At 76.6% G+C, this 15,412-nt stretch carries 12 protein-coding genes, 1 pseudogene and 1 riboswitch; of the genes and pseudogenes, 7 read left to right on the top strand and 6 right to left on the bottom strand.

What is annotated here, in order from left to right; genetic code table 11:
- Position 1: 1 nt before the first annotated feature.
- Both thiS and thiO read right to left on the bottom strand, forming a co-directional pair.
- Complete coding sequence (gene thiS / locus AB0J00_RS05635; RefSeq protein WP_357741410.1) at positions 2–202, bottom strand: sulfur carrier protein ThiS; 201 nt, start codon at positions 200–202, stop codon at positions 2–4.
- Positions 193–1,329 (bottom strand): glycine oxidase ThiO, encoded by a 1,137-nt coding sequence (gene thiO / locus AB0J00_RS05630; RefSeq protein ID WP_357741407.1) that lies wholly within the window; start codon positions 1,327–1,329, stop codon positions 193–195. Before thiO ends, thiS begins: the two co-directional genes overlap by 10 nt.
- Positions 1,330–1,332: 3 nt before the next feature.
- Positions 1,333–1,427, bottom strand: a riboswitch (TPP riboswitch).
- A gap of 92 nt (positions 1,428–1,519) precedes the next feature.
- On the opposite strand from thiO, the gene AB0J00_RS05625 reads away from it, so the two are divergent.
- Positions 1,520–2,785: an amidase gene (locus tag AB0J00_RS05625; RefSeq protein WP_357741404.1), complete on the top strand. Its 1,266-nt coding sequence runs from the start codon at positions 1,520–1,522 to the stop codon at positions 2,783–2,785.
- A 4-nt stretch (positions 2,786–2,789) separates the two neighbouring features.
- On the opposite strand, the gene AB0J00_RS05620 is transcribed toward AB0J00_RS05625, so the two are convergent.
- Positions 2,790–3,704: a polysaccharide deacetylase family protein gene (locus AB0J00_RS05620; RefSeq protein WP_357741401.1), complete on the bottom strand. Its 915-nt coding sequence runs from the start codon at positions 3,702–3,704 to the stop codon at positions 2,790–2,792.
- Positions 3,705–3,932: 228 nt separating this feature from the next.
- On the opposite strand from AB0J00_RS05620, the gene AB0J00_RS05615 reads away from it, so the two are divergent.
- Complete coding sequence (locus tag AB0J00_RS05615) at positions 3,933–4,991, top strand: heparan-alpha-glucosaminide N-acetyltransferase domain-containing protein (RefSeq protein ID WP_357741398.1); 1,059 nt, start codon at positions 3,933–3,935, stop codon at positions 4,989–4,991.
- A 9-nt stretch (positions 4,992–5,000) separates the two neighbouring features.
- Here the strand turns inward: AB0J00_RS05615 and AB0J00_RS05610 are convergent, their stop codons facing one another.
- The gene (locus tag AB0J00_RS05610; protein ID WP_357741395.1) at positions 5,001–5,885 is read right to left on the bottom strand and encodes a polysaccharide deacetylase family protein; all 885 of its coding nucleotides are present in this window, start codon (positions 5,883–5,885) and stop codon (positions 5,001–5,003) included.
- Positions 5,886–6,040: 155 nt separating this feature from the next.
- On the opposite strand from AB0J00_RS05610, the gene AB0J00_RS05605 reads away from it, so the two are divergent.
- Together AB0J00_RS05605 and AB0J00_RS05600 are read left to right on the top strand one after the other, a co-directional pair.
- A complete protein-coding gene (locus tag AB0J00_RS05605; RefSeq protein WP_357741393.1) occupies positions 6,041–7,093 on the top strand; it encodes a YbhN family protein in 1,053 nt (350 codons plus the stop codon).
- Positions 7,094–7,152: 59 nt separating this feature from the next.
- A pseudogene (locus AB0J00_RS05600) lies at positions 7,153–8,614 on the top strand (phosphatidylglycerol lysyltransferase domain-containing protein); the annotation flags it as partial.
- Positions 8,615–9,384: 770 nt separating this feature from the next.
- On the opposite strand, the gene AB0J00_RS05595 reads toward AB0J00_RS05600, so the two are convergent.
- The gene (locus AB0J00_RS05595) at positions 9,385–12,060 is read right to left on the bottom strand and encodes an ATP-binding protein (RefSeq protein WP_357741391.1); all 2,676 of its coding nucleotides are present in this window, start codon (positions 12,058–12,060) and stop codon (positions 9,385–9,387) included.
- Positions 12,061–12,289: 229 nt separating this feature from the next.
- On the opposite strand from AB0J00_RS05595, the gene AB0J00_RS05590 reads away from it, so the two are divergent.
- From AB0J00_RS05590 to AB0J00_RS05580, 3 genes are all read left to right on the top strand, one after another.
- On the top strand, positions 12,290–12,667 hold the full coding sequence (locus AB0J00_RS05590) for an FKBP-type peptidyl-prolyl cis-trans isomerase (protein ID WP_357741388.1): 378 nt from the start codon (positions 12,290–12,292) through the stop codon (positions 12,665–12,667).
- An 81-nt stretch (positions 12,668–12,748) separates the two neighbouring features.
- On the top strand, positions 12,749–13,783 hold the full coding sequence (locus AB0J00_RS05585; RefSeq protein ID WP_357741386.1) for a cation diffusion facilitator family transporter: 1,035 nt from the start codon (positions 12,749–12,751) through the stop codon (positions 13,781–13,783).
- 24 nt (positions 13,784–13,807) lie between these two features.
- Positions 13,808–14,503, top strand: coding sequence for a DsbA family oxidoreductase (locus AB0J00_RS05580; RefSeq protein WP_357741383.1), 696 nt, complete (start codon positions 13,808–13,810; stop codon positions 14,501–14,503).
- 103 nt (positions 14,504–14,606) lie between these two features.
- Here AB0J00_RS05580 and AB0J00_RS05575 read toward each other — a convergent pair.
- On the bottom strand, positions 14,607–15,412 hold an 806-nt coding region (locus tag AB0J00_RS05575), incomplete at its 5' end, for an HNH endonuclease signature motif containing protein (protein WP_357741380.1).

The raw sequence follows: 15,412 nt of genomic DNA, 5'->3' as shown, positions 1-15,412 counted from the left end.
GTCAGCCTCCGGCGGTGGGGGCGAGCACCTCGACGGTGTCGCCCGGGGAGAGGGTGGTGCGCTCCCAGCTGCTGCGCGGGACGACGCCGCCGTTGAGGGCGACGGCCACCCGGCTGTGGCCGGCGCTCCGCTGGGCCACCAGGCCCGCCACGGTGGCGCCCTCGGCCAGCTCGGCGGCCTCGCCGTTCACGGTCACCTGCACAGGACCTCCTGCTGCTCGAAGCGGTCTCGGGTGAAGGGCGCGGCGACCTCGGGCAGCACACCGGTGGCGAGGAACTCGCCGACCGCGTCGCCGGTGACCGGGGTGAGCAGCACGCCGTTGCGGTGGTGGCCGGTGGCGAGCACCAGCCCGGGGACGCCGGACGGACCCAGCACCGGCGCGTTGTCCGGGGTGCCGGGCCGCCAGCGGGCCAGGGTCTCGGTCAGCTCCAGCTCGGTGACGCCGGGCAGCACCTCGACGGCGTCCCGCAGCAGCTCGTACACGCCGCCGGCGGTGACGGTGTCGTCGAAGCCGCGGTCCTCGACGGTCGCGCCGACCACCAGCCGGCCCTCGCCGTAGGGCACCAGGTAGACGTGCCGGCCGCGCACCAGTGCCCGCACCGTGCCGGTCAGCAGCCCGTCGGCGCCGGCCATCCGCAGGACCTGCCCCTTCACCGGCCGCACGGGCAGCGCCGGGACGCCGGGCAGCCGCCCGCTGTGCGCGCCGAGCGCGACGACGACCTGGTCGGCGGCCAGCGCGGTGCCGTCGGTGAGCTCCAGGCCGGTGGCGCGGCCGCCGTCCACCCGCACCGCCGCGGCCCGGCCGGGCACGAACCGCACACCCGCGGACCCCGCGGCGGCCAGCAGCGCCGCGTGCAGCGACCGGCCGTCGACCGAGTGGTCGCCGGGCACCAGCAGCCCGCCGCGCAGCCGCGGGGTCAGCGCTGGCTCGCGGCGGCGGGTGTCCCGGGAGGAGAGCCGCTCGGCGGCCAGCCCGAGCTCGGTCTGGAAGGCGTGCAGCGCGTCGAGCGCCCGCATGTCGTCGGCGTCGAAGCCGACGACCAGGGTGCCGGCGGTGCGCAGCCCGACCCGCCGTCCGGACGCCGCCTCCAGCTCCGCGACGAACGCCGGGTAGCGGTCCAGCGAGGCGGCGCACAGCCGCAGCAGCGCCTGCTCGCCGTAGGCCGCCTCGGTGACCGGCGCGAGCATGCCGGCGGCCGCGCGCGACGCGCCGGCGCCCGGGGCGTCGTCCACCACGGTGACCGCCAGGCCGCGCTGCGCCGCGCGCCAGGCCACCACCAGCCCGACCAGGCCGCCGCCGGCGACGAGCACGGCACCACCGCTGCGCACTGCACGCTCCCCACGCCGGCATTACCCGGATCAGGTCCCGCGGTCGGCAGCGTGTCCAGCCGCCCTCTCAGCCCGGTCCACCCCGGGCTCCCGCACGTCTGCCCGCCAGCCTAGGCCCCGGCCGGCGGCCTCCCGAGCTGCGGGGTCGCGTGCGGGTCGCCCGGCGCCCGCTTCGTGGCAGGCTCCCGATGTGACCGTAGACACCCCGGACCGCGCGGCCTCGCGTGTCGCCGCACGGGCCGCCGAGGTGGCGGCGGCGACCAACGCCGTCCTCACCCGGATCGACCCGCCGCTGGCGCACGCCGCCGACGGTCCGCTCGCCGGGGTGCGGGTCGGCGTCAAGGACAACATCGACACCGCCGGCGTCCGGACCACCTGCGGCTCGCTGTTCTTCTGCGACCGGGTGCCCGACGCCGACGCCGAGGTGGTCGCCCGGCTGCGGGACGCCGGTGCCGAGATCGTGGCCAAGCTGAACCTGTCGGAGTTCGCGGTCGGGGTCACCTCGCAGAACTCCGCGGCCGGCCCGGTGCGCAACCCCTGGGACCTCGACCGGGTGCCCGGCGGGTCCAGCGGCGGGTCGGGGGCCGCGGTCGCGGCCGGGCTGGTCGACCTGGCGCTGGGCACCGACACCGGCGGCTCGGTACGGCTGCCGGCCGCGGCGTGCGGGGTGACCGGGCTGCGGCCGGGCACCTCGGTCGTGCCCGGCGTCGGCACCTTCCCGATGTGCGAGCTGGTCGACACCGTCGGCCCGATCGCCCGCACCGTCGACCTGGTCGCCCGGGCGTTCGCGGTGCTGGCCGGCCGGCCGGTGCGCGCCCCGCAGCCCGCCCCGCCGCGGCGGATCGGGCTGCCGGAGCTGTGGTTCGACGACCTGGACCCCGGGGTGGCCGAGGTGGTGGCGGCGGCCGCGGACGACTTCGCCGCGGCCGGCAGCGAGCTGGTGCCGGTGCAGGTGCCCGGCATCGGCGCCGCCCAGGACGTGCTCTACACGATCGTCTACGCCGGCCTGCTCGACGTGCACCGCGACCGGCTGGGCACCCCCGACCTGTTCCACCCCGACACGCTGGCCCGGGTCCGGCTGGGCGAGGGGCTCACCGAGGGCCACCTCGAGCAGGCGCTCGCCGTCCGGGCGGAGTACCAGCGCGGCCTGGACGAGGTGTTCACCGAGGTCGACGTGCTGCTCACCCCGACCCTGTCGGACGACGTCCCGCGGGCCGGCGCCGGCGGCGACGTGCGCACCGTCACCCGCCGGCTGATCCAGCTGACCGCGCCGTGGTCGCTGCACGCCGGCCCGACGCTGGCGCTGCCCGCCGGCCGGCACCCCCGCTCCGGCATGCCGGTCGGCGTGCAGCTGACCGCCGCGATCGGCGGGGAGGACCTGCTGCTCGACGCCGGCGCCTGGTTCCAGCAGCAGACGTCCTGGCACACCCTGCGCCCGGCCTGCGCGGTCGACTGAGCGGTCAGGCGGTGCCGGTGCGCTGGGCGGTGGGGACGTCGTCCGCGCCGCCGGTGCCCGCGGCGAGCAGCCGGCCGGCGCTGGTCAGCGTGATGCCGCGCTCGGCGACCCGGCGCAGCACCCTGGGCAGGGCCCGCACCTCGACCTCGCGCCGGGCGGCCAGGCCGGCGGTGAACGCCGTGCCGGGCTGGAACGTGCCGCGGCCCAGCCCGTCGTGCAGGTCGACGACGTCGCCGGGGGAGACCAGCGCGCCCAGGTGGTCGGCGACGACGTCGGTGGTACCGACGCCGTCCGGCCCGCGGGTGCACGACCACACCCAGACGTCGTAGCCGAGCTCGGCGCAGACCCGCAGCGCGTAGCCGGTGACCATGCCGCGGGGCGGGCGGAACCCGGCCAGCCGCTGCCCGACCAGGTCCTCCACCGTCTCCGCGCAGCGGACGATCTCCTCGCGGGTCTCCGCGGGGGTCAGCCGGGTCAGGTTGAGGTGGCTCCAGGTGTGGTTGCCGAGCTCGTGCCCGGCGGCGACGACCTCGCGCAGCAGGCTCTTGTGCGCCACGGCGTTGTGCCCCATGACGTTGAACGTCGCGGTCACCCCGGCCTCCCGCAGGGCCTCCAGGACCCGCGGGGTGTACTCGGGGGTGGGGCCGTCGTCGAAGGTGAGCGCGGCGAGCGGCCGGGTGGTCGGCACCGACCAGATGACCCGGTTCATCCCGAAGCGCCCCGGCTCCTCGACGACCTCCGGGAACGCGGCGCCCTCGAGGTCGCGCTCGCGGAAGTCGTGCCCGCTGCGGGGCAGCGGCAGCGCCACCGGGCCGTTGCCGGCGACGGTGTCGGCCACCACGCCCGCCGATCCCAGCCCCAGCGCGAACCCGGTCGCCCCGGCGCCCAGCAGGAACCGCCGCCTGCTCGTCTCCGCCACGCTGCAACTCCCCGTCCGGCCTGGTCGTGGTCGCCGGCCGGTGGTCCGGTGGCGGGTCCCTCACCCCTCTGCTGGGGATGGTCGGCGGACGGTAGCGCGAACTTGAGCCCGGTGGGGACGGCCTTCCCCGCGTCCGGCGTCCCGGGAGCGGCTGTGCGCGGCCTGCGCGGTGGCCCAGAACCCGTCGTTGACCAGGCGGGACGGGCCGGACCGTCCTAGCGTGGAGGGATGACGACCCACCTGGTGGCGCCCCGCCGGGAGGCCGCCGCGCCCTCCGCGCCGGCACCGGCGGGTGCCCCGTCCCGGCCCCGGCTGCGCGGGGTCGACGTGCTGCGCGGCCTCGCCGTGGTCGGGATGCTGTTCGTCGACAACCGCGGCAACCCGGCGATCCCGGCCCAGCTGGAGCACGCGTCGTGGGACGGGCTGCACGTCGCCGACGTCGTCTTCCCGGTGTTCCTGCTGGTCGTCGGGGTGTCCATGCCGTTCTCCCGGCGGGCGGACCGGCCCCGGCCGGCGCTGACCCGGGTGGCGAAGCTCGCCGTGCTGGGCTGGCTGGTGGTCACGGTGAAGTACGGCTCCCCGATCGCCGGCGTGGGCGTGCTCGGGCACATCGCCGGCGCGTACCTGCTCTGCTGGCTGCTGCTGCGGCTGCCCCGCCGGGCGCAGCTGCCGACGGCGGCCGGCGTGCTGGCCGCGCTCAGCGTGCTCACCGTCGCCGGCGGGGCGGACCCCGACCGGTCGTGGGCGCACTCGTTCGACGCCGTCCTGGGGCTGCCGTTCTCCGCCGAGGCGCCGCACTCGTACCTGGCGAGCGCGGTCACCGTCTACCTGGGCGTGCTCGCCGGGCGCGTGCTGCAGGCCGGCGCCGGGCGGGCGGCGCTGACCCGGCTGGCTGCCGGCGGCGCGGCGCTGCTGGTCACCGGCCTGGCGCTGGCGCCGCTGGTCCCGGTCAACAAGCGGCTGTGGTCGCCGTCGTTCGTGCTGGTCACCGGGGGGATCGCGCTGCTGGCGCTGGCCCTGGCGCACTGGGTGGTCGACGGGCGCGGGCTGGTCGGTCCGCTGCGGGTGCCCGAGGTGCTGGGTCTCAACGCGATCGTGGCGTTCGTCTTCTCCGAGGTGGTGTTCCGCGCCGTCCTGGCGCCCACCGTGCAGCCGGTGGTCGACGGCTGGCTGACCTCGGTCGTGGGGGCGCTGACCGCCGCGGTGCTGTACCCGGTGCTGTCGGTCGCGGTGATCTGGGCGGTGTGCGCCGCGCTCGTGCGGCGCGGGGTCATCGTCCGGGTCTGACGCCCGCTGTCAGGACGTCCCGCCGGTGCCGCCGATCGGCTCGGGCACGCTGCGCGCGAGCAACCGGTTGGCGCTGATCAGCGAGATCCCGCGGTCGGCGATCTGCTGCAGCGCGGTCGGCAGGGCGCGCACCTCCAGCTCCCGCCGGTCCGCCAGTGCCCGCGCGAAGGCGGCGTCCGGGTGGAAGGTGCCCTGGCCGATGCCGTCGTGCAGGCCCAGGACGTCGCCGGCCTCGACCGTCCGCCCCATGTAGTCGCTGATCTCGCGCACCTCCTTCTTGTCGCCGGGCCCGCGGGTGACCGACCAGATGTAGGTGTCGTAGCCCAGCTCGGCGGCGATCCGCAGCGCGTAGCCGGTGAGCTCGCCGCGGGGTGGCCGGAAGCTGGTGAACGGCCGGCCGAGCAGCGCCTCGACCTCGTCCCGGCAGCGCACCAGCTCCTCGCGGGTCTGCGCGGCGTCGAGCGTGGTCAGGTCGCGGTGCGTCCAGGTGTGGTTGCCGATCTCGTGCCCGGCCGCGACCACGTCGCGCAGCACGTCGGCGTGGTGCACCGCGTTCCAGCCCATGATGTTGAAGGTGGCGGTGAGCCCGGCGCGGTCCAGGGCGTCGAGGATGCGCGGGGTGTACTCGGGGGTCGGCCCGTCGTCGAAGGTGATCGCCGCGATCGGCTCGGTGACCGTGGTGTTCCAGATGACCCGACGCGTCCCCAGGCGGGCCACCCCCTCGCCCTCGTCGGCGGCGCCACCGGCCTCCAGGAAGCGCTGCTCGGCCCGGGCCGTCGCGCGCTGCCGCACCGCGTCGTCGTCGTCCGCGACGAGCGCGCCGCCGGTCGCGCCCACCGCCAGCCCGGCCGCCCCGACCCCGGCGCCCCACAGGAACTGCCGCCTCGTCGTCATGCACAGGTCCTAGTCCTCGGACCCCCTGGTGGGAAGCCACCCCACCGCGCCGGTCACCGGGCGGCTGGGAGACGCCTGGGAACCTGCCATCCCCGGCTGCCAGTTCCCTGGTGGAGGCTGCCGGAGGCGCGGCGGCGGTCCTAACGTGCCTGGCCGTGACCACCTCGCCCGCTGCGCGCCGCGTGCACCGGCCGGGGCGGCCGGCCGCGTGGCTGACCGCCCTGCTGGTGGTGGCCGCCGCCGCGACCGCGTGGTCGCAGCGCGCCGACCTGCGGGCCGCCGGCCGGGCGGTGCGGACCGGCTCGCCGGCCTGGCTGGCGGTGCTGGGCGGTGGGCTGCTGGTCTGGTGGGCGGCCTGGGCGCTGGTCCACGGGACGGCGCTGCGGTCGGCCGGCGCCGCGCTGACCAGGCGCGACGTGCCCGAGCTGTGCCGGGCCTCGGTGGCCGCGGTCGCGCTGAACGCGGTGGTGAAGTCCGGGGGGACGGCCGGGCTGGCGGCCTTGACCCGCGCCGGGCGGCGGACGGGCTGGCCCCGCAGGACTGTCCAGCAGGGGTACCTGCTCTCCGTCGCCGCGGCTGATGCCGGGTTCCTCGTCGCCGTGGGGCTCGGCCTGCTGGTGCTCCTGCTGCACGGGCCGTTCACGGCGGTGGACGCGGTCGCGGCGGGAGCCGTCGCGGTCCTGACGGCCGGCCGGCTGGCCCTGCTGGTGCTGGCGCTGCGCCGGCCGGCGCTGGTCCAGCGGCTGGGAGCCGCCGGGGCCCGGGTCCGGGACCGGCTGCTGCGCCGCCCGCACCGCCCGCTCGACCCCCGGGCGGTCGCCGACTTCACCGACGGGGTCCGGCGGCTCGCCGCCCGGCCGGCGGCCGCCGTCCCCCCGGTCCTCGCGGCCGCCACCGTCGACGGCGCCGCTGTCCTGATGCTCTGGGCCGCCGTCGCGGCCGCCGGCGGCGGGGACCACCCCGCCGCGGCGCTCGCCGGGTACCTCCTCGGTGCGATGGCGGCCGTGCTGGGGCCGTTGCCGGGCGGCCTCGGGGTCACCGAGGCCGGCACCCTGGCGACGCTGGTGGGCAGCGGCGTGCCCACCGGGGCGGCGGTCGCGGGGACGCTGCTGTTCCGGCTGGCCGAGTTCTGGCTGCCGCTGGTGGTCGGCGGCCTGGTCTGGTGGGTGGGCCGGCAGCCGCCCGCCCGGCGGGAGGGAGCCACGTGACCGCCGCCGGGGCGCTCGTCCGGCGAGTCGCCGCGGGCGGTGCGGTGGCGACCGGGGGCATGTCGCTCGCCGCGGTCCTCCGCACCCCGCCGGCCGCCGTGGCGGTCCGGCGGGCGCACCACCTGGCCCCGCTCGCCGGCACCGTGCACGGCCTGCACGGCGGTCTGGACGGCGGTCGCTACCTGGTGTTCGGCAGCGGCCTGGTCCTCGTCGTCCTGTCCCGGGCCCTGCTGCGCGGGCACCGCACGGCGTGGGCGGCCGCCGTCGGGGCTCTGCTGGTCGGGGCTGCCGGTGCCGCGGCGGCGCACCACGGGTGGCCCCGCACCCCGGTCCTGGTCGGGCTGGCGGCGGCCCTCGCGCTGGCCCGCCCGGCGTTCCGGGCCCGCGGCGACATCGCCCGCGCCCGCCGGGGCGTCGGCCTCCTGGCCGGCGGCCTCGGGGTGCTGTTCGCCTTCGCCACGGCCGGGCTCGTCCGGTTCGACGGCCAGTTCCGCGGCGGCACGACGCTGGGCAGCTCCCTGCTGGACGCGCTGAGGTTGCTGGTCATGCTCCCCGTCGACGCGGAGCCCGCGACCCGGCACGCGGCGTGGCTCATCTCGGCGACGAGGGGGGCGGCGCTCGCGGTCGTGCTGGTCGCGGCCTGGATGCTCATCGCCGCGGCCGGGGCGGGGCGGCAGCACGCCGAGGACCTGCCGCGGGTGCGCGCCCTGCTCGACCGGTACGCGACGACCGCGCTGGCGCACTTCCAGCTGCTGCCGGACAAGCGGTGGCTGGTCGCGGCCGACGGGCGGGCCTTCCTCGGCTACGGGGTCCGTGGGCGCACGGCGGTGGCGCTCGGCGGGCCGATCGGTGCGCCGGACGCCCTCGCCGGGGTGGTCCGCGACTTCCTCCGGCTGTGCCGCGACAACGGCTGGACGCCGGCCTTCCACCAGGTCGCCCCCGCCGAGCTCGCCGTCCTCCGGGAGGCCGGGCTGCGGGCGGCCAAGATCGGCGAGGTGGCTGTCGTCCCGGTGACCGGCTTCGACCTGTCCGGTCGTGCGATGCGGTCCGTGCGGTCCGCCGTCCGGCGGTGCGAGCGGGCCGGCCACCGGGTCGTCGCGCTGCCGCACCCGCTCCCGGACGCGGACCTGGCGCGCCTGCGGGAGGTGTCCGACGCCTGGGCCGTCGACGGGGGGGCACCGGGAGCGGACGTTCACCCTCGGCCAGTTCGACGCCGCCCAGCTGCGCCGCACGCCGGTGCTCGCCGTGGTCGACGAGCGGGACCGGGTGCAGGCGTTCGTCAACCTGCTGCCGGCGTACCGGTCGGACCAGCGGTCCTTCGACCTCATGCGCCGGCGGCCGGGAGCGGTCAACGGGGTGATGGACCAGCTGTTCGTCGCGATGATCGAGCGGGCCCGGGACGAGGGCGCGACCGGTCTGGACCTCGGGCTCGCGCCGTTCACCGGGCTGGAGGGCGAGCCCGGGGCGCCGGCGTCGGTGATGCGGTTGCTCTACGAGCGCGGGGGCACGCTGTTCAACTACGCGGGCCTGCGCGCGTTCAAGGAGAAGTGGCAGCCGGTCTGGGAGCCGCGGTACCTGGTGACGGCGTCGGCCGGCGACCTGCCGCGGGTGGCCGTGGCCGTCGCCCGGCTCGGCGAGCTGCCCGACCGGGGCCGGCCGTGGCGGCGTGCGGGGGCGGTGCTGCAGCGGTTCCCCGCCACGGCGACGTTCCTCGCCGTCCAGCTGTGGTTGATGCTGAGCACGGCCTACGACCCGCAGGTGCACCGGCAGCTGTTCGCCGCGACCGGCTCCTCCTGGGACACCGTGGCGCACGGCCAGCTGTGGCGGCTGCTGGCCTCGCCCGTGGTGCAGACCAGCCCGGGTCTGGTGTGGGTGAACCTCCTGCTCGGGCTGCTGGCGTTCCTCGTGGTCGAGGCCCGGCTGGGCAGCCGCTGGGCGGTGGTCGGGTTCTTCGCCGGCGACCTGCTCAGCAGCGTGCCGGTCGTCCTCGTGCTGCGCGCGCTCGCCGGCACCGGGGTGGGCGCCGCGCAGGAGGCGCTGCACCGGCTGGACGGCGGCAGCTCCGCGGGCACCTGGGCACTGCTCGCCGTGGCGGTCCTCACGCTGCCCCGGCGGCGCGTGCGGCGGGCCGCGGCGGCGCTGCTGGTCCTCGGGCTGGCGATCGCGCTGGCGGTCGACCAGCAGCTGTTCGACGTCCAGCACCTCGTCTCGGTGCTCGGCGTGCTGGGCCTGGCGGCGGCCCGCCGGCTGCGGCCGGGGCACCCGCGTGCCGACCCGCCCGCCGGTGGTGCTCAGGCCGCGCGGCGGGCCCGGATGACGACCGTCGTGCCCTCGGGGCTGGGTGTCGCGTTGACCTCCGCGAAGGCGCTCATCAGCGTCGAGCCGCGGCCGCGGTCCATGCTCGGGACCCGCTCGCGCCACTGGCCGTAGTCGCGCACGGTGATCTCCACCTCGTCGCCGGTGACGTCCACGGTGACGTCGACGTACGGCTGGCTCGGCTGCTGGGCGTGCTCGACGGCGTTGGTCGCCGCTTCGCAGGCGGCGAGCAGCAGGTCGTAGGTCTGGTCCTCCTCCAACCCGGCCCCGGTGAGCAGCGCCCGGAGCCGCCGGCGCAGCGCCGGCACCGCGTGCACGGTGGCGGGGAACCGCCAGCGGGCGCTGTGCTCGGCGTCCTCACCGGCGTCCTCGGCGGGCTCCGCGGCCGGCGGCACGACCTCGTCCTCGACCCGCGGCACCGGGACACCGGACGGCGGCACGACCGGCTCGGCGTCCCCGGCCGGGCGGCCGCCCGCGACCGGCGGGACGCGACCGGCGGCCCGCTCGATCGCCACCCGCACCCGGGCGAGCAGCTCCGGCGCCTGGAACGGCTTGGCCAGGTAGTCGTCGACCCCGGCGGTGAAGCCCTCGACGGCGGCCTCCTGGCCGGCGCGGGCGGTCAGCATGACCACCGGGACGCCGGCGGTGGCCGGGTCGGCCCGCAACCGGCGCAGCAGCTCGAAGCCGTCGACCCGCGGCATCATCACGTCGGTCACGACGACGTCGGGCAGCTCCTCGCCGACGGCGGCCAGCGCCTCCTCGCCGTCGGCGACGGTGCGCACGGAGTAGTGCGGGGCGAGCAGCCGCCGCAGGTAGGCCCGCATGTCGCCGTTGTCGTCGACCACCAGCACGGTGGCGGTGCCCTCCTGGCGGGGGGCGGCGGAAGCGTGCGGGGCGACGTCCTGCACCCAGGTGTCCGCGGTGCCGCGGGCGGCGGCGGTCGGCAGCCGGGCCGGGTCGGCCGTCCGCGCGGCCGGGACGTCGGGGGCGCCGAAGGGCACCCGCACGGTGAAGCTGGTGCCCCGGCCGGGCTCGCTGGCGACCTCGATGCTCCCGCCGTGCAGGAGCACCAGCTCGCGGGCCAGTGCCAGCCCGAGGCCGCTGCCCTCCCGGTTGCGGCCGGCCGACCCGGGGACCCGGTGGAAGCGGTCGAACACCCGCGGCAGCTCGCCGGCCGGGATGCCGACGCCGGTGTCGGAGACGGTGAGCTCCACGTCGTCGCCCGCGGCGCGCAGGGTCACGGTGATCGTGCCGACGAACGTGTACTTGACCGCGTTCGACAGCAGGTTGACGACGACCTTCTCCCACATGCGCGGGTCGACGGCGACCGTCCGCGGCAGCGGCGGGCAGTCGACGGTCAACCGGAGGCCCGCGCGCTCGGCGGCCGCGCGCAGCAGCCCGGCGAGCTCGGTGGTGTACGCGGCCAGGTCGACCGGCACCCGGACGGCGGCGCCCCGGCCGGCCTCGATGCTGGCGAACTCCAGCAGGTCGTTGACCAGGCGCTGCAGCCGTTGGCCGTTGCGCATCGCCATGGTCAGCTGCTCGCGCGCCGCGGGACCCAGCGGCTCGTCGGACTCGGCGAGCACGTCGCTGATCGGGCCGAGCAGCAGGGTCAGCGGCGTGCGCAGCTCGTGGCTGACGTCGGAGAAGAACGCGGTCTTCGCCCGGTCCAGCTCGGCCAGCGCCTCGGCGCGCCGGCGCTCGGCCTCGAAGGTCCGCGCGTTCAGCAGCCCCCCGGCGACCTGGCCGGCGGTGAGCTCGAGGAAGGTCCGGTACTCGGCGTCCAGCAGCAGGTTCGGGCTGGTCGCGGCGAGCAGCACGCCCAGCTGCTCCTCACCGGCCGTGGCCGCCAGGGGCAGGACCACGGCGTCGGCGACCGGGTCGCGCCAGAACCCGCCGGCGACACCCAGGTGGTTCACGGTGCGGGGGAGCCGGACGGCGTCGGGGACCGAGGCGGGCAGCAGGTCGGCGTCGATGCCCACGGTGGTGGCCCGCTGCAGCCGGCCGTCGGGGCCGGTCAGGTAGACGGCGGCGAACGGCACGTCCAGCGGGTCGCCGGCCAGCGCGGTGGCCAGCGCGGCCAGCACGGTGTCCTCGTCGCCGAGGGAGGCGCCCGCCGTCGACAGGTCGTGCAGCAGCTGCTGGCGGCGCTCGGCGACCACCTCGCCGGTGACCTCGGTGCAGACGCCGAGCATGCCGCCGACCGATCCGTCGTCGTCGAACGCCGGGGCGTGCGAGACGGTGAAGTAGGTCTCCTCGCGGTACCCGGCGCGCTCCAGCAGCAGGGGGAGCCGGGGGAGCCAGGAGGCCTCGCGGGCGGTCATGGCGTGCTCGACCGGCCCGGCCAGCGCGGCCCACCCCTCGGCCAGGGTGACCCGGATGTCCTCGCCGATCGCGGGGTGCTTGGCCCCGATGAAGGGGGCGTAGGCGTCGTTGTAGAACTGCGTGTACTGCGGTCCCCAGGTGAGCACCATCGGGAACCGGGAGGCGAGGATCGTGCGGACGGCCCAGCGCAGGCCGGCCGGCCAGCCCGAGACCGGGCCGAGCGGGGTGGCCGACCAGTCGAAGTCGGCCATCAGCGCCCCGGCCTCGCCGCCGCCGGCGAAGAGGTCCCCGGCCGGGCCCGGGGGTGGCGCGGCTGCATCGGTCACGGTCGCCGCACACCTCCAGCCGCACGTCCAAGGGCTGCGGGACCCGTCGCCTCGGCGTCGAGACGGAAGAGGGAACTGGCAGTCGTGGCTGCGCCCGCGGGAGCAACCTAACCCAGCCGGGCCGGAGCGCGTCGGCGAGACCCGGTGGGCGGCTCCGCCGGGCGCCCGCTTGGATGGGTCCCGTCCCGCCGGGAGAGCCCTGGCACCCGAGCTCACCGAGGAGATCCCCATGGCCGAGCCGACCCGCCCCGATGTCGAGCCCCCCACCGGCCCCGCCCCCGACGACCTGGTCGTCGAGGACCTGGTGGTCGGCGACGGTCCCGAGGCCACCGCGGGCAGCCTGGTGAGCGCCCACTACGTCGGCGTCACCCACGACGGTGGCGAGCAGTTCGACGCCTCCTGGGACCGGGGCGACCCGCTGGAGTTCCGGCTGGGTGTCGGCATGGTCATCCAGGGCTGGGACGAGGGCATCCAGGGCATGCGCGTCGGCGGCCGCCGCCGGCTGACCATCCCCGCGCACAAGGCGTACGGCGACCGCGGCGCCGGCGGCGTCATCAAGCCGGGCGCGACGCTGGTGTTCGTCGTCGACCTCATGGGCGTGCGGTAACCGCTCAACCCCACCGCGCCGGGGACGCGATGGCGTCCCCGGCGCGGTTGCACAGCACGCGCACGGGGAACCGGTGGCTGCATGACGCAACCTGCGCCGGCACCGGAGCACGCCCTCGTCGAGGAAGCCCGCGAGACCTCGGTCGAGGAGAAGGGCTCCGGGGGTGGTGAGTCGACCGGCACCGTGATCGTCGCCGGTGCGGCCAACCTCGCGATCGCCGCGGCCAAGCTGATCGGCGGTCTGATCAGCCACTCCTCCGCGATGATGTCGGAGGCGGCGCACTCGCTGGCCGACACGGTCACCGAGGTGCTGCTGTTCGTCGCGCTGAAGCGCGGCAACAAGGCACCCGACGCCCGGCACCCGTACGGCTACGGGCGGGAGACGTACTTCTGGGCGTTCCTCGCGGCGCTGACCACCTTCGGCCTGGGTGCGGGGTTCTCGATCTGGCAGGGCGTCCAGACGATCATCGAGCGCAAGGAGGAGGGCTCGCCGACCGTCTCCTACATCATCCTGGCGGTGTCCTTCGTGCTGGAGGGCAGCTCGCTGCTCAAGGCGGTGCGCCAGGTCCGGTCGGCGGCGCAGGAGCGGGGCATCACCGCGCGCCAGTACCTGCGGACGACGACCGACACGACGGTCAAGGCGGTCACCTTCGAGGACAGCGCCGCGCTGGTCGGTCTGTTGCTCGCCGCGCTGGGCCTGTTCCTGGAGCAGGTGACCGGCGACCCGCTGTGGGACGGCATCTCCGCGGTGCTGATCGGTGTGCTGCTGGTGCTGGTCGCGGGGTCGCTGGCGCGGGCGAACGTCTCGCTGCTCATCGGGCAGTCGGTGTCGGATCGGGTGCGCGACCAGCTGCGCCAGGAGATCCTCGCGCTGGAGCTGGTCACCGACGTGCCGTTCCTGCTGACGACGGTGCTCGGCCCGGGCCAGCTGCTGGTCGCGGCGAAGGTGGACTTCGTCGACAGCGCGACCGCAGCGGACATCGAGCGGGTGTCCGACGACGCCGAGCGCCGGCTGGTGGCCCGGCACGAGGGCATCCGGTACGTGTTCCTCGACCCCACCTCGGGGCGCGGTGCCCGGGTGGACGCCCCCTCGGCGGACGAGGTCGGAATGGACTGAGCCGGGTGGGCGTTCGCCCGGTTCATGCAGGTCGAGGTGTGGTCCGACGTCGTGTGCCCGTGGTGCTACATCGGCAAGCGCCGGCTGGAGACAGCGCTCTCCGGGTTCGCGCACGCCGACGAGGTCGAGGTCGTGTGGCGGTCGTTCCAGCTCGACCCGTCGATCCCCGAGGGGCACACCGAGCAGACGCTGCCGGCACTGGCGGCCAAGTACGGCGCGAGCGTCGAGCAGATGCGCGGCAACATGGTCCGCGTCGAGGAGCTCGCTGCCGCCGAGGGGCTGGACTACGACCTGGCCAGCGGCGTGTCGGGCAACACGCTGCTCGCCCACCAGCTCATCCACCTGGCGGCCGAGCACGGGCTGCAGGCGCAGATGAAGGAGCGGCTGCTGCACGCGCACTTCGAGGAGCGCCGGCCGGTGTTCGACGTCGACTCGCTGGTGCCGCTGGCGGTCGAGGTCGGGCTGGACGAGGCGGAGGTGCGCGCGGCGCTCGGTGAGCGCCGGTACCTGGCGGCCGTGGAGTCCGACATCCGCGCGGCGCACTCGCTGGGCGCCACCGGCGTGCCGTTCTTCGTCGTGGACCGCACGTACGGCGCGGCGGGTGCCCAGCCGGCCGACGTGCTGCTGCAGCTGCTCGAGCGCGCCTGGGCCGACAGCCACCCGCAGCTCACCACCGTCCCGGCCGCCGACGCCTGCGAGGACGGGACCTGCGCGGTCTGAGCCCGGGCTGGACGACGCGCTACCTACCGCCCGGCCGTGCACTGCACGGCCGGGCGGAGCTGTCTCCGAGGAGAGCGGGGACGCCGACCGACCAGCTGGCGAGCTAGAACGGTGGCGGGTCGTCCGCCGGGTCGATCGGTGGGCGTTCCGGCGGTGACGATGAGCCCGGTGGCCCAAGATCGGGCGGTTGATCGGGGGCCCGCACCCGCATCCCCGGTGGTCGGGTCGTCCGCGTGATCCCGCTGGGTGTGGTGACCGTCAGCGTCCCGTCGGGGGTCATGGTGAACCGCCAGCCGGGGGCGAAGGTCTTCAAGCGGTGGTGGCTGCGGCACAGGCAGCACAGGTTGGTGCAGTCGGTGCGACCGCCGCAGGAGTGCGCGAGAACGTGGTCGAGGTCTGCCCAGCCGACGCGTTGCCCGCAGTTGGGGAACCGGCACCGGCGGTCGCGGGTGGTGACGAACGCCCGCTGCTTCGCGGTCGGCGCGTAGGCGCTGGTCTCCGGCGGCGGCCCGAGCGCCGCGCACCCACAGGCGGTGTCCGGGTGGTCGGGGCAGCCGCGCTTGACCAGCCGCTCCAGCTCCGCCGCGGTCACCGTGGCCAGGAGCTCCCCGTCGGGGCCGGTGATGGCGAAGCTCAGGGACCCACCCTCGGGCGCGACCAACCCCAGCGCACCCACCCGGGCGAGCAGTTCCCGCAGGTGCGCGGCGGTGACCACCAGGCCGTTCACCTCACCCGGTGCACTGCTCCGGTCCTGCAGCGAGGCCAGGTCGACGGTGACGGTGAGGTGCGCGCACACCGGGACCAGCCCGCCGGCGCCCGGGCGCAGCAGCAGCGCGGCGGCGATCTCGGCGCGGATCACCCCGATCGGCCGGTCGTCCCCATCGCGTTTGGCGGTCTTCGCGAGTTCGT

It is taken from the genome of Modestobacter sp. NPDC049651, from assembly GCF_040659695.1.
Lineage (GTDB): Bacteria > Actinomycetota > Actinomycetes > Mycobacteriales > Geodermatophilaceae > Modestobacter.
Note: the sequence above shows the minus strand (reverse complement) of the source record. Positions and strands in the feature narration are given on the sequence as shown.

Bases quoted from the DNA above. Each gene is read 5' to 3' on its own strand.
- AB0J00_RS05615 (WP_357741398.1), top strand. From the start codon at position 3,933: ATGACGACCCACCTGGTGGCGCCCCGCCGGGAGGCCGCCGCGCCCTCC.
- AB0J00_RS05610 (WP_357741395.1), bottom strand. From the start codon at position 5,885: ATGACGACGAGGCGGCAGTTCCTGTGGGGCGCCGGGGTCGGGGCGGCC.
- AB0J00_RS05590 (WP_357741388.1), top strand. From the start codon at position 12,290: ATGGCCGAGCCGACCCGCCCCGATGTCGAGCCCCCCACCGGCCCCGCC.
- AB0J00_RS05585 (WP_357741386.1), top strand. From the start codon at position 12,749: ATGACGCAACCTGCGCCGGCACCGGAGCACGCCCTCGTCGAGGAAGCC.
- AB0J00_RS05580 (WP_357741383.1), top strand. From the start codon at position 13,808: ATGCAGGTCGAGGTGTGGTCCGACGTCGTGTGCCCGTGGTGCTACATC.